The following is a 13108-nucleotide window of genomic DNA, read 5'->3' as shown; positions in this document are numbered from 1 at the left end:
GCCAGGTAGGGACCGACGCCCGCGCTACGCAGTGACGCGAGGGCGCGAGCAGCGCGTCAGGCAAGTGACGCGAGGGGTGCGAGGGGCGCGACGGGCCCCGGTCGGCGCCGTGACCGGAATGTTGCAGATCTCCTCGCCGGCGCCGGGCATAGGGGCCTGACCTGCGGTTTCATGCCGCACGACGCGCCCGGCACGAGGTCTTCTGAGAGGTTCCTGCGAATTCTCGGTTTGGTTTTTCGGGGCGTCGGGAACTCTGCGGTTCGACGGACGCAACGAAATGTTCCACCCCCGAGGAGGATCTCCATGACTGTCACCGGCATCATCACCGCGCTCATCGTCGGTCTCATCATCGGCGCCCTGGGCCGCCTGGTCGTACCGGGCAAGCAGAACATCCCGATCTGGCTGACGATGGTCATCGGTGTCGTCGCCGCGCTGCTGGGCACCGTGATCGCCCGCGCCGTCGGCGTTGCCGACACGAACGGCGTCGACTGGACCGAGCTGCTCTTCCAGGTTGTGCTTGCCGCGCTGGGTGTGGCGCTGGTCGTCGGCATCGGCGGTCGCCGCGGCGTCAGCCGCCGCTGACCTCAGGCCCCTCGGGGGCCTGGGACCGCACTGCCAAGAGACGCCGGATCCCGCAAGGGGTCCGGCGTTTCGCATGTCCAGATCTTTTCCGGTACGCCCACACACCAGTCCCGTGGCGCACACCCGGCCCAGCAGAAGGGGTCCAGGCCATAGCGGGCCCGCCGGGCGGACCGACCAAAAACGCCGCCCGGCCGAAACGCCGCCCGGCCGAAAGGCGCCGGCCAATCGGAACGCCGACCGGCCAAAGCGGGCGGCGTCAGTACCGGAACTTGTGCTGGGCGCTGCGGCGGTTGACCCATGCCGGCAGCGCGTCGACGTGGTCCAGGTGCGGGACCTGCTCGACCGGGTCATGAGCCCGGGTCACGTCGCGCATCGTCACCACGAAGCCCTGCACGAGCCGGTCGCCGCGCAGGTCCCGGTATGTCGCCTCGACCAGGACCTGAGTGTCGTCGGGGCGGCGCAGCGCACAGTAGAGCACCCCGTCGCCCTCCTCGCGCAGGGCCCGGCGGACCTGGCTGCTGTCGTCCGGGTGGACCAGGTCGACCAGGGTCGTGAACGGGGCGATGTCGTCCTTGCCGATCAGCTTGCGCAGGGCCGGGCTCGCGTACCGGATGACCTGGTCGTCGTCGACCACCAGCATGATGTCCGCGGTGTTGCGGATCACCGCGCGCAGGTAGAGGTCGCTGTCGCGGCGGCCGACCGCGTCCACCAGGGTGATCCGGTCCAGGGCCAGCGCCGCCTGGCCGGCCAGGACCTCGAGGGCGTCGCGGCTGGCCGCGAGGGCTTCGCGGGTGCCCTGCAGGACCAGGGCGCCGCCGTTGGGGCGGGCCACCGCCAGGGGTTCCAGCCACAGCGGGCAGATCAGGGTGGCCTGGCCGTCGGTCGGGGTGTCGTCGGCGGACGGGTCGAGCCACCAGCTGCGGGGGCGGGGGCCGGGCGGTGCCGATGGCAGGGCCTCGAGGGCGAGCTGGCGGTCGTCGGTGGCGAAGAGGATGTCGGTGAGGTCGTGCGCGGGCAGGAGCTGGCCGACCGCCGCGCGGATCGCGGTGTCGACCGCGGCCTCGTCGGGCGCGGCGACCAGGGCGGCGCTGGCCTCTCGCAGGGCCCGCTCGCGGACCAGGGCGTGACTGTTCAGGGTCACCGAGTCGGCGAGCCGGGTGATCGTCAGCACCAGGGTGAGCGCGGACGCCACCGCGATGACCACGCCGTCGGTGACGGTGCCGGAGACCGCTTCGATCAGCAGGACCAGCGGGGGTGTGGCCACCGAGATGCCGAGCAGGGCCGCCCAGCGTCCCTCCCACGGGGTCGGGCGTGTCGGTACGGCGGTGGTCAGCCGGGTCATCGAGGGGTGCAGCGCGGCCCCGCCCCAGGCCAGGTAGAGGACGATGTAGCCGGTCTCGGTGTACCAGGCCGGGTGCAGGCCGTACGTGATGTCGCCGGCCAGCACTCCCACCGCGCCGGCGCAGAGCAGGAAGGCCGACCAGTTGAACCAGGCCGCCGTCATCAGGCGGGCGGCGACCCCGACGAGCAGGAGGTCGCCGATCGCGTCGGCCGCGGAGATGTCTCCGATCTGGCCGCTGCCGCCGATCATGAAGACCCAGACCACGAGCAGGCCGGCGCAGGATGCGGCCAGCAGGTCGATGAGCCGGGCCCGGTTCATCAGCAGGGAACCGCCGCGGGTGAACTGCAGCAGGGCCAGGGCCACGAACACGAACATGGTCAGGTAGCAGATGTCGGCCACGCCGCGCTTGTCGAGTGCGTAGAAGACATCACCGACGGCGAGGCAGGCGACCGATGCGGCGAGCAGGAGCCAGGGTGCGACGCGGGCCGGACGGTGCCGGCTCACCCCGACGGCGACGGCTCCGACGCTCGCGGCTCCCAACAGGATCCATTCCAGGGCTTGGAGCACGAATAACTAGTACCAGCACGGTCGCTGTCTGTCCATGTCGATGTATACGCAGCGCTATGACCAGGGCGGCTGCATCCGGCGGCGCCGGCCGGGATGAACAAACGTGAATGCGAGAATGAATCACCAGGGTCCGCAGGTCAGCGGAACACTTCCGCGACGACCGCGTCGTTCCCGACCCGTCGCTCGCCGGTTACGGGCTGCCACTTTCCGTCAGGGGCCGTCCATTCGCGATCGGCGAAACGTACCCGTTCGAGTCCGGTGCTCTTGGCGTGCGCCACCAGCCAGTGGGCGTACCGCCAGCCGGCGTGCGGGTCCTTGACCGTGACGGTGAGGTCGGTCAGGCGGTTGGCGTCCACTCCCCAGTCCAGCGCAAAGCCCTGGGCGAGGGCCTTGACGGCGGCCGCGCCGCGGAGGGCCGGCTCGCCGCTGACGGTGCACTCGACGGCGCTCGTGGCTCGCCCGGTCAGCGCCCGGGCGAGCACTTCGGACTCGTCGACCCACTTCTCGTACGCATTCGGGTACGCCGACCGCTGCACCTTCTGCGCGGCCTCGGTGACCCGCATCTTCTGCCAGTTCTTGACCTTCTTCAGGGCCCTGTAGAACTTCTCCGCCGCGTACCGGGGATCCTGGATCTGTTCCTCGGAGCCCCAGCCCTGGCTGGGCCGCTGCTGGAAGAGGCCGACGGAGTCGCGGTCGCCGGTGTCGAGGTTCTCCAGCTTGGACTCCTGCAGCGCGGTGGCCAGAGCCACGACGATCGCCTGCTCCGGCATCTTGCGCCTGACGCCCACGGCGGAGATCGTCGCCGCGTTCGCCATCTGCACGGCGTCGAGAGTGACCTCGCCGTCGGCGCGTACGGTGCATTCGGGGCCCAGGTGCGGCAGCTTGATGCCGCCGCTGAACGACCTGGTCACGAAGAGGAGGCCGAAGGCGCCGAGCAGAACGACCACAGCGACCACCGCGACCGGCTTCCGCTTCACCCTCACCCTCCCTCTCGTACGCCAAGCCTAGACAACGATCGCTCGCGTCCTAGGTCACCGGCACCCAGGCGGCCGGGCGCTTCTCGCGGAACGCCGTGACGCCCTCGCGTCCCTCGGCGGACTTGAAGTATCCCGCCGATCGGGTGGAGAGGTCGGCGAGATCCGCCCGGATCGACTCGGCCGGGGCCCGGCGCAGCAGCTGCTTGGCGCCGGCGAGCGCGAGCGGGCCGCCCTTGACCAGCGAGTCGCAGTACGCGCCCACGGTCGCATCCAGCTCGTCGGCCTCGACGGCCTTGGTGACCAGCCCGATCTGCGCCGCGCGGGCACCGTCGAACACGTCGCCGGTGAGATAGAGCTCGGCGGCGGCGCGCGGTGCCAGCCGGGGCAGCACGGTGGCGCTGATCACGGCCGGGATCACGCCGAGGCGGACCTCGGAGAAGGCGAACGTGGCGTCCCGCACGCAGACCGCGAGGTCGGCGGCGGCGACGAGACCCAGGCCGCCGGCGCGGGCCGGACCGGCCACCCGGGCGACGACGGGTTTGGGGAATTCCCAGATCGCCGCGAGCACGTCGGCGAGCAGCTCGGCCGGGACCCGGCCGTTCTCCCGCGCCTCGGCGGTCTCCTTCAGGTCGGCCCCCGAGCAGAACACCGGGCCGGAATGGGAGAGCACCACGGCCCGGACGGCGGCGTCGGTCAGGGCGGCGCCGAGGGCGTCGAGCAGCTCGCGCATGAGCGGCGTGGAGAGAGCGTTGCGGTTGGCGGGACTGTCCAGCGTGAGGGTGGCCACACCGGCGGCGGTGACGGTACGGACGAGAGCCATGCCGGAACCCTAACCGGGCCGGTGCACACTTGACGGATGCCCGGACCCCTTCCCGACGGCGAGCCCGTACCCAGCGACGGTTCGCTCCCGGAGTCCGCGCTGCGCGAGGTGGGTGCGCGCGGCTTCGGCGTCTACGTCCACGTGCCGTTCTGCGCGAGCCGGTGCGGCTACTGCGACTTCAACACGTACACGGCCGCCGAGCTCGGCGGGGGCGCGAGCCGGGACGAGTATGCCGGCACGGTGCTGCGCGAGCTGGAGCTGGCCGGCGGCATCGTGCGGGCGCCCGTCGACACGGTGTTCGTCGGTGGCGGCACGCCCACCCTGCTCGACCCGGGCGACCTGGGCCGGATCCTCGAGGGCATCGACCGCACCTGGGGGCTGACGGCCGACGCGGAGATCACCACGGAGGCGAACCCGGAGTCGGTGACCCCGGCGTCGCTGCAGGCGCTGCGCAAGGCCGGCTTCACGCGCATCTCGCTGGGCATGCAGTCGGCGTCGCCGGGGGTGCTCGCCATCCTCGACCGCAAGCACACCGCCGGGCGGGCGCCGCAGGCCGCCGCTGAGGCCCGGGAGGCCGGGTTCGACCACGTCAACCTCGACCTCATCTACGGGACGCCGGGGGAGACCGCGGACGACTTCGCCGCCTCGCTCAGCGCGGTCATCGAGGCCGGCGTCGATCATGTGAGCGCGTACTCGCTGATCGTCGAGGAGGGGACGCGGATCGCCGGGCGGATGCGGCGCGGCGAGCTGCCGTACCCGGAGGACGACGTCGCCGCGGACCGCTACCTGGCCGCGGAACAGGCCCTGACCGCGGCCGGCTTCTCCTGGTACGAGGTCTCCAACTGGGCCACCTCACCCGCCGCCCGCTGCCGGCACAACCTCCTGTACTGGACCGGCGGCGACTGGTGGGGACTCGGGCCGGGCGCTCACAGCCACGTCGGCGGGGTGCGCTGGTGGAACGTCAAGCACCCTTCCGCGTACGCGAAAAGGCTGGCCGGCGGAGTCTCACCGGGCCTGGGCCGCGAGCTGCTGAGCGCGGAGGACCGCCGGATCGAGGAGGTCATGCTGCGCTTGCGCCTCGCCGACGGGTTGCCACTGACGCTGGCCCGGCCGGAGGGCGCCCGGCAGGCGCTGGCTGACGGCCTGCTGGACCCCGCGGCGTACGCGGAGGACCGGGCGGCTCTGACGCTCCGTGGTCGTCTCCTTGCGGATCTGCTGATTCGCGAGCTTGTCTAAAGCCCGCGTCGGGGCACGATCGGCGCGGTCGGCTGAGTCCGGGCGGCGCCGTCGAGAGCACGGCGCCGCCCGCCTGCGTTACTTGATCATCGAGACCGTCATCGGATAGTTGTACGGCTCGTTGTTGTTGGCCTTCACCCCGGCGATGACGCCGATGATCGTGGCGATCAGCCAGGCCGCGATGCCGATGAAGATGCCGACGACGATGCAGCTGAGCACCCAGCCGACGATCGCGACGATCGACCAGAGGATCTGGAAGTTCAGCGCCTTGACCGCCTCGGCCCGGACGACCGGCGACTGGTTGCCCCGGGCGAGGAGCGAGACCAGCGGGGCGATCCAGCCGGAGCAGCCGGCGCCGAGGAAGGCGCCGGCCGCGCCGCCGAAGTGGGCGACGAGAATCCAGGTCTTGTCGTCGCCGCCGGGCTGGCCGTAGCCCTGCGGCGGGTAGCCGGGCTGGCCGTAGGCACCGGGGGCGCCGTAGGGCTGGCCGGGCGGCGGGCCGCCGTACGGGGCTCCGGACCCGGGCGGCGGCTGGTAGCCACCGGCGCCGGACCCGGGCGGCGGGTAGCCACCGGCGCCCGAGGTGGGCGGCGGGCCGTAGCCACCCGCACCCGAGGTGGGCGGCGGGCCGTAGCCTCCGGCGCCCGAGGTGGGCGGCGGGGTGCCGTACGTCGGGGGCTGGGGGGAGCCGTACGCGGGGGGCGGCGGCGGGGGCGATCCGGCTCCCGGGTCGTTGCCCGGATATGGGTTGATCGGCCGGGTGGGGTCCGAGGGATTCCCCTCACCGGGCGGACGCGGCGGTTCAGTCATGGCTGACACCGTAGGACCGCAGGTCGACACTGGCGAGAGCAACACCCGGGTGAGGTCGGAGAATAGACACTCGGCTAAGTGGCGGCAGCACTACCGGTCGATCATCGCGTGCGGGCCCGGAGCGACGTAGACTGGCACTCGAGTTGCGCGAGTGCCAGGAGGCCGTGCGTGTCGAGAGGCCGTGAGTGCCAGGAGGCGGAGGGAGGGGTCATGAGTCTCGATGACCGCAAGCTCGAGGTGCTCCGTGCCATCGTCGAGGACTACGTGGCCACCCAGGAGCCGGTCGGCAGCAAGGCCCTGGTCGAGCGGCACCAGCTCGGGGTCTCCCCGGCCACCGTGCGCAACGACATGGCGGTGCTGGAGGAGGAGGGCTACATCCGGCAGCCGCACACCAGCGCCGGGCGGGTGCCCACCGACGCCGGTTACCGGCTCTTCGTCGACCGGCTGTCGCGGGTCAAGGCGCTGAGCCCGGCCGAGCGGCGGGCCATCGAGCGGTTCCTCGCCGGCGCGGTCGACCTGGACGACGTCGTGCATCGCACCGTGCGCCTGCTGGCCCAGCTCACCCGCCAGGTCGCCGTGGTGCAGTACCCGAGCCTCTCCCGGTCGGCCGTACGGCACCTGGAGCTCGTCCCGATCTCCAGCACCCGGCTCATGCTCGTGATGATCGCCGACACCGGCCGGGTGGAGCAGCGCCTGGTCGAGCTGCCGGTGCCGACCAGCAACGACGACGTGCTCGACCTGCGGCGCAAGGTCAACGCGAAGCTCTCCGGGGAGAAGCTCGCCGACACGCCGCCGCTGGTGCAGGCGCTGGTCGACGAGTCGGCGCCGGAGAAGCGCAACACCATGGCGTGCCTGGCGTCCGTGCTGCTGGAGACCCTGGTCGAGCGCAGCGACGAGCGTCTCGCCCTGGCCGGCACGGCCAACCTCACCCGCGGCGGCGTGCTGGACTTCCAGGGCTCGCTGCGGCCGGTGCTGGAGGCGCTGGAGGAGGAGGTCATCCTGCTCAAGCTCATCGGCGAGGTGGAGCCGAGCACCACCCGGGTCCGCATCGGCGACGAGAACGAGATCGACAATCTACGGGCGGCGTCGGTGGTGAGCACCGGTTACGGACCGGGTACGACAATCGTTGGTGGGCTCGGCGTCTTGGGGCCCACCCGGATGGACTACCCCGGCACGATCGCCACCGTACGTGCCGTGGCACGCTACGTTGGCGATCTGCTGGCACAGAACTGACGCAAAAGCGACGACGGTCTCCGGCGCACAGCGCGGGGCAGACATGAGGACTCGAAACCCTGTGGCCAAGGACTACTACGGAATTCTCGGCATCAGCCGCGAAGCCACCGACGACGAGATCAAGCGCGCCTACCGCAAGCTGGCCCGTCAGTACCACCCGGACGTCAATCCGGATCCCGAGGCGCACGAGAAGTTCAAGGACATCAACGCCGCCTACGAGGTCCTGTCCGACGACCAGAAGCGGCAGATCGTCGACCTGGGCGGCGACCCGCTGGCTCCCGGCGGCGGCGCGGGTGCGGGGCCGGGCGGCCCCGGCGGCGCCGGCCCGTTCGTCGGCTTCCAGGACATCATGGACGCTTTCTTCGGTACGGCCGCCGGCGGCGGCGCCCGGGGACCGCGCCCGCGCACCCGGCCCGGCGCCGATGCGATCCTGCGCCTCGAGCTCGACCTGGTCGAGACCGCGTTCGGGGTCGAGGCGCCGATCACGGTCGACACGGCCGTGCTCTGCACCCAGTGCTCCGGGGCCGGTACGGCGCCCGGCACCCACCTGGCCACCTGCGAGACCTGCGGCGGACGCGGCGAGGTGCAGTCGGTGCAGCGCACCTTCCTCGGCCAGGTCGTCTCGTCGCGGCCCTGCCAGAACTGTCAGGGTCACGGCACGGTGATCCCGCACCCCTGCCCGACCTGCGCCGGCGACGGCCGCATCCGGACCCGCCGCTCGCTGACCGTGAAGATCCCGGCCGGCGTCGAGGACGGCATGCGCATCCGCCTGGCCCAGCAGGGCGAGGTCGGCCCCGGCGGCGGCACGGCCGGCGACCTGTACGTGGAGATCCACGAGCGCCCGCACGACGTCTACTCGCGCAAGGGCGACGACCTGCACTGCCGGGTCACCCTGCCGATGACGGCGGCGGCCCTGGGCACCCGGCTGACCATCAAGACCCTCGACTCCGAGGAGAACATCGAGGTCAAGGCCGGCACCCAGCCGGCGTCCACGCTGCGGGTGCGCGGCAAGGGCGTGCCCCACCTGCGCGGTCAGGGGCGCGGTGACCTCTTCGTGCACCTGGACGTGAAGACCCCCACCAAGCTGACCCCCGACCAGGAGCGGATGCTGCGCGACTTCGCCAAGACCCGCGGCGAGGACGTGGCCGAGCTCAGCAAGCAGGGCGGGTTCTTCTCGCGCATGCGGGACGCGTTCAACGGCCACTGACCGTGTCCGCGCCGCTGTTCCTCGTCGACGACCTTCCCGTCTCCGCCCGGTACACGCTGGCCGGCCGGGAGGGCCACCACGCTGCGGACGTCCAGCGCCTGAAGCCCGGCGAGGCGCTCATCCTCGCCGACGGCCGGGGCGGGTCGGTCCGGGCGGAGGTCACGGCCGTCGGCCGCGGCAGCGTCGACGTCGCGGTGGGCGAGCGATCGTTCGTGCCCGCCCCGGACCCGCGGCTGGTCGTGGTGCAGGGCATCGCCAAGGGTGACCGCGGCGAGCTGGCCGTGCAGGCGATGACCGAGATCGGCGTCGACGAGATCGTCCCGTGGGGAGCGTCGCGATCGGTGGCCCAGTGGCGCGGCGACCGGGGCGTACGGGCCCGGGAGAAGTGGGTCTCCACCGCCCGCGAGGCGGCCAAGCAGGCGCGCCGCCCCTGGCTGCCGGCGGTCTCCGGGGACCCCGACGTGTCCACCAAGCAGGCCGCCGCCCGGCTGGCGTCGGCGGCGGTGGCGTTCGTGCTCCACGAGGAGGCGACGGACCGGCTCACCCGGGCGAAGCTGCCGGCGGCGGGGGAGATCGTGCTGGTGGTGGGCCCGGAGGGCGGCATCAGCGACCAGGAGCTCGGCGCCTTCGTCGCGGCCGGGGCGCACCCGGTCCGGCTCGGCGACTCGGTCCTGCGCACCTCCACGGCCGGGGTGGCCGCGCTCGCCGTGCTCTCCGCGGAGCTCGAGCGCTGGTAAGCCGGCCGTCGGTCGTTCACGCCCTGGCGACCGCGGCCGCTGGTGACGGTCATGGGCGTGGCGCGGCACCGAGTGCCGGTGCCGCACCACGTGGCGGTCATCCGCAGCCGCACCCGCACCCGGTGCCGGCCGCCGCGATGCGTCGAGCGCTGCGCCGGCGGTGCAGCCACCACATGCCCAGCGCTGCGACGGCGAGGCCGGCGGCCACGGCGAGGAGCGTGTGCTTGAGGACGGCCGCGCCTGCGCCGGTGACGACGCCCGCGGCGATGAGCAGCGGGATGGCGCAGCAGGCGGCGCACGCGAGGGCGGCGAGGCCTGCGGTGATCTTGCTCCGGGTCGGCGGCAGGGTGTCGACCGCCGGCACGTGGCGGTGGCCGCGGCTGGTGGGCTGATGGCCGGTCAGACGTCCGGGCGTGGGTCGCGGCGACCGCTCGACGCCGTGTACCGCCGTGACGAAAAGGTCGTCGGACTCGGCCGTCGGCAGAGTGCACGCATCGGGGATGTCGATCGGCATCACAGGCTCCTTCACCAGGGAGTTCGGCGCCGCTCCGGCGCCGTCCACCCGACGGTAAGCGTGTACCGGGGTACCGATTGCAACCCTCGATGCCGTGGCCGCCGGTCCCCCGGGAGCGGGACCGCCTGCTGACTGATAGGAAAGGCTAGCCTAAGCTTCCGGCATGGTCCTGACGCGTACGCCGGCGCCCGCGCGTCCGAGGCCGGCTGCCGGCGTCGCGGCCACCCAGGCGCACCGGGGCCTCGGACTGCTGGTCTGCGTGGCCGTGCTGGCCTTCGTCTGCCTGCTCAGCATCGCGGTGGGCACCCGTACCGTCTCGCCGCACACGGTGTGGGACGCGTTCTTCCACTACACCGACACCGATGACCAGTCCGTGGTCCGGGACCTGCGCTTACCTCGTACCGTCGTGGGGTTGTTGGCGGGTGTCGCTTTCGGACTGTCCGGGGCGGTCATCCAGGCGGTGACCCGCAATCCGCTCGCCGACACCCAGATCCTCGGCGTCAACTCGGGCGCCGGCCTGTTCGTGGTCTTCGCGGTCGGCGTGCTGGGCCGCACCGACCTGTCGCAGTACATGTGGTTCGGCTTCGCCGGGGTCGCCTTCGCGCTCACCCTGGTCTACCTGCTCGGGTCCGCCGGCCGGGCCGGTGCCACCCCCGTACGCCTGACCCTGGCCGGCGTCGCGCTCGGCGCGGTGATGGACGGCATCTCCGGCGGCATCCGGCTGGTACGCCCGCGGGCCTTCGACTACCTGCGCTTCTGGGACATCGGCTCGCTGGCCGGGCGGCCCGTGGACGTGGCCACCACCATCCTGCCGTTCGTCCTCGCCGGTACGGTGCTCGCGCTGATCGTGGCGCGCTCGCTGAACGCCGTGGCGCTCGGCGACGACCTGGCCCGGACGCTGGGTGCCGGCATCGGGCGTACCCGGGTCCTGGCGACCGTGTCGGTGATGCTGCTCGCCGGCGCCGCCACCGCCGCGGTCGGGCCGATCGGCTTCGTCGGCCTGATGGTGCCGCACATCGTGCGCTGGATCGTCGGGCCGGACCAGCGCTGGATCTTCCTCTACACCGTCGTGCTGGGGCCGGTCCTGCTGCTGCTGGCCGACATCGTCGGGCGGCTCGTCGTGCGCCCGGGTGAGCTGCGGGTGGGCGTGGTCACCGCGTTCGTCGGCGCCCCGGTGCTGATCTGGTGGGTGCGCCGGCGGCGGGTGAGCGGCCTGTGAGCGTCGACTTCGGACGCCGGGTCCTCACCGTGCGGGCCGGGCGGCACGTGAGCGGCCGCCTGGCCGTCAGGCCCGCGCTCATCTGCCTGCTGCTGACGGCGGGAGCGCTCGCGATCGCGGTCCTGGCTCTGGGTACGGGGGAATTCACGCTCACCCCCGGCCAGGTGGTGCAGGCGCTGGCGGGCGACGGCACCCGGGCCGCCCGCCTGGTGGTGGTCGAGTGGCGGCTGCCGCGGGTCCTGCTCGCCCTGGTCATCGGGGCGGCGCTGGGCCTGGCCGGCGCGATCTTCCAGGCGCTGACCCGCAATCCGCTGGGCAGCCCGGACGTGATCGGCTTCACCACCGGCGCGTACACCGGGGTGCTGATCGTCATCGTCTTCGTGGGTAACGGCTACTTCCTCACCGCCGCCGGGGCGCTGGCCGGGGGCCTCGTCACCGCCACGCTCGTGTACCTGCTGGCGTTCCGGCGCGGCGTCCAGGGCTTCCGGCTGATCGTCGTCGGCATCGCCGTCAGCGCCATGCTCAGCTCCGCCAACCAGTGGTTCATCATCAAGGTGGACCTGCAGGCCGCCTACGCCGCGGCGCTGTGGGGGCAGGGGACCCTCAACGGGCTCGGGTGGGCGCAGGTCACCCCGGTCGTTGTCACGGTGGGTGCGCTCGTCCTGGGGCTTCTCGCGTACGGGCCCCGCCTGGGACTGCTCGAGATGGGTGAGGACGCGGCGGCTGCTCTGGGTGTACGGGTGGAGCCGGTGCGCTTGGCGTACCTGGTCATCGGGGTTGCCCTGACCGCGGTGGCGACCGCGGCCGCCGGACCGATCTCCTTCGTCGCGCTCGCCGCTCCCCAGCTTGCGCAGCGGCTGACCCGCGCGCCCGGCATCGCCCTGGCCCCGGCCGCGGCGATGGGCGCCTTCCTGCTCATGCTCAGCGACTGGCTCGCCCAGCGTGCCTTCGCACCCACCCAGCTGCCGGTCGGCGTGGTGACCGTGTCGGTGGGCGGTATCTACTTCGTCTGGCTGCTGGTCCGCCAGGCCCGTCGGTGAGGGGACCATCGTGAGCCTGCTCGCGGCGCGCGACATCACGGTCGGCTATGACCGCAGAATCATCTCCGAGCATCTCGACCTGGAGGTGCCGGCGGGCCGGTTCACCGCGATCATCGGCCCCAACGCGTGCGGCAAGTCCACGCTGCTGCGGGCGCTGGCGCGGCTGCTCAAGCCGACTTCCGGCGAGGTGCTCCTGGACGGCGCGGACATCCACGGGCGCCCGGCCAAGGAGGTCGCCCGGCGGCTCGGGCTGCTGCCGCAGTCGTCGATCGCCCCGGACGGCATCACCGTGGCCGAGCTGGTGGCCCGGGGCCGGTTCCCGCACCAGAAGCTGATCCGGCAGTGGTCGCCCGCCGACGAGGCCGCGGTCGTCGCCGCGATGGCCGCGACCGGCGTGACCGAGCTCTCCGGCGAGCTGGTCGACACGCTCTCCGGCGGGCAGCGCCAGCGCGTCTGGGTGGCCATGGTGCTCGCGCAGCAGACGCCGATCGTGCTGCTCGACGAGCCGACCACGTTCCTGGACATCGCGCACCAGATCGAGCTGCTGGAGCTTTGCGTACGGCTCAACCGCGAGCAGGGCACCACCATGGTCGCGGTGCTGCACGACCTGAACCAGGCCGCCCGCTACGCCGATCACCTCGTGGTGATGAAGGCCGGCGAGGTGGTGGCCCAGGGCGACCCGCGGCGCGTGCTGACCGCCGAGCTGGTGGCGACCGTCTTCGGGCTGGGGTGCCGCATCATCGACGACCCCGAGACGCACACCCCGCTCGTGATCCCCCGCTCCGGCTTAGGTTAGCCTTACCTTCTCGCAACCCCGCGCGTGA

At 72.5% G+C, this 13108-nt stretch carries 13 protein-coding genes; 8 read left to right on the top strand and 5 right to left on the bottom strand.

What is annotated here, in order from left to right; all coding sequences use genetic code 11:
• Positions 1–303: 303 nt before the first annotated feature.
• A complete protein-coding gene (locus AB0368_RS25005; RefSeq protein ID WP_366156374.1) occupies positions 304–582 on the top strand; it encodes a GlsB/YeaQ/YmgE family stress response membrane protein in 279 nt (92 codons plus the stop codon).
• 256 nt (positions 583–838) lie between these two features.
• On the opposite strand, the gene AB0368_RS25000 is transcribed toward AB0368_RS25005, so the two are convergent.
• From AB0368_RS25000 to AB0368_RS24990, 3 genes are all read right to left on the bottom strand, one after another.
• The gene (locus AB0368_RS25000; RefSeq protein ID WP_366156373.1) at positions 839–2491 is read right to left on the bottom strand and encodes a PAS domain-containing protein; all 1653 of its coding nucleotides are present in this window, start codon (positions 2489–2491) and stop codon (positions 839–841) included.
• 137 nt (positions 2492–2628) lie between these two features.
• Positions 2629–3474, bottom strand: coding sequence for a hypothetical protein (locus AB0368_RS24995; protein ID WP_366156372.1), 846 nt, complete (start codon positions 3472–3474; stop codon positions 2629–2631).
• A 43-nt stretch (positions 3475–3517) separates the two neighbouring features.
• Positions 3518–4288: an enoyl-CoA hydratase-related protein gene (locus tag AB0368_RS24990; protein WP_366156371.1), complete on the bottom strand. Its 771-nt coding sequence runs from the start codon at positions 4286–4288 to the stop codon at positions 3518–3520.
• Positions 4289–4324: 36 nt separating this feature from the next.
• Between AB0368_RS24990 and hemW the strand changes: the two genes are divergently transcribed.
• Positions 4325–5524, top strand: coding sequence for a radical SAM family heme chaperone HemW (hemW, locus tag AB0368_RS24985; RefSeq protein WP_366156370.1), 1200 nt, complete (start codon positions 4325–4327; stop codon positions 5522–5524).
• A gap of 78 nt (positions 5525–5602) precedes the next feature.
• On the opposite strand, the gene AB0368_RS24980 is transcribed toward hemW, so the two are convergent.
• Entirely contained in the window at positions 5603–6334 is a 732-nt protein-coding gene (locus tag AB0368_RS24980; protein ID WP_366156369.1) for a DUF4870 domain-containing protein, read from the bottom strand.
• Between the two features lie 210 nt (positions 6335–6544).
• On the opposite strand from AB0368_RS24980, the gene hrcA reads away from it, so the two are divergent.
• The 3 genes from hrcA to AB0368_RS24965 all read left to right on the top strand — a co-directional run bounded on the left by hrcA (position 6545) and on the right by AB0368_RS24965 (position 9511).
• Complete coding sequence (gene hrcA, locus AB0368_RS24975; protein WP_366156368.1) at positions 6545–7567, top strand: heat-inducible transcriptional repressor HrcA; 1023 nt, start codon at positions 6545–6547, stop codon at positions 7565–7567.
• Positions 7568–7628: 61 nt separating this feature from the next.
• Positions 7629–8774 (top strand): molecular chaperone DnaJ, encoded by a 1146-nt coding sequence (gene dnaJ, locus AB0368_RS24970; RefSeq protein WP_366156419.1) that lies wholly within the window; start codon positions 7629–7631, stop codon positions 8772–8774.
• Between the two features lie 2 nt (positions 8775–8776).
• Positions 8777–9511 carry a 16S rRNA (uracil(1498)-N(3))-methyltransferase gene (locus AB0368_RS24965; RefSeq protein ID WP_366156367.1) on the top strand — a complete coding sequence of 245 codons (735 nt, stop codon included), beginning with the start codon at positions 8777–8779 and terminating at the stop codon, positions 9509–9511.
• 97 nt (positions 9512–9608) lie between these two features.
• On the opposite strand, the gene AB0368_RS24960 is transcribed toward AB0368_RS24965, so the two are convergent.
• Positions 9609–10025: a hypothetical protein gene (locus tag AB0368_RS24960; protein ID WP_366156366.1), complete on the bottom strand. Its 417-nt coding sequence runs from the start codon at positions 10023–10025 to the stop codon at positions 9609–9611.
• A gap of 163 nt (positions 10026–10188) precedes the next feature.
• Here AB0368_RS24960 and AB0368_RS24955 point away from each other — a divergent pair, with 163 nt between their 5' ends.
• From AB0368_RS24955 to AB0368_RS24945, 3 genes are read left to right on the top strand one after another with little or no spacing between them, the layout of a single operon-like run.
• On the top strand, positions 10189–11244 hold the full coding sequence (locus AB0368_RS24955) for an iron chelate uptake ABC transporter family permease subunit (protein WP_366156365.1): 1056 nt from the start codon (positions 10189–10191) through the stop codon (positions 11242–11244).
• A complete protein-coding gene (locus tag AB0368_RS24950; protein WP_366156364.1) occupies positions 11241–12284 on the top strand; it encodes an iron chelate uptake ABC transporter family permease subunit in 1044 nt (347 codons plus the stop codon). Before AB0368_RS24955 ends, AB0368_RS24950 begins: the two co-directional genes overlap by 4 nt.
• Before the next feature lie 34 nt (positions 12285–12318).
• Positions 12319–13080 carry an ABC transporter ATP-binding protein gene (locus AB0368_RS24945; protein ID WP_366156418.1) on the top strand — a complete coding sequence of 254 codons (762 nt, stop codon included), beginning with the start codon at positions 12319–12321 and terminating at the stop codon, positions 13078–13080.
• Positions 13081–13108: the final 28 nt, after the last annotated feature.

The sequence above is a fragment of the Actinoplanes sp. NPDC051475 genome, assembly GCF_040689425.1.
In the GTDB taxonomy this organism is placed as follows: domain Bacteria; phylum Actinomycetota; class Actinomycetes; order Mycobacteriales; family Micromonosporaceae; genus Actinoplanes.
This window is presented reverse-complemented; position numbering and strand designations above follow the sequence as displayed.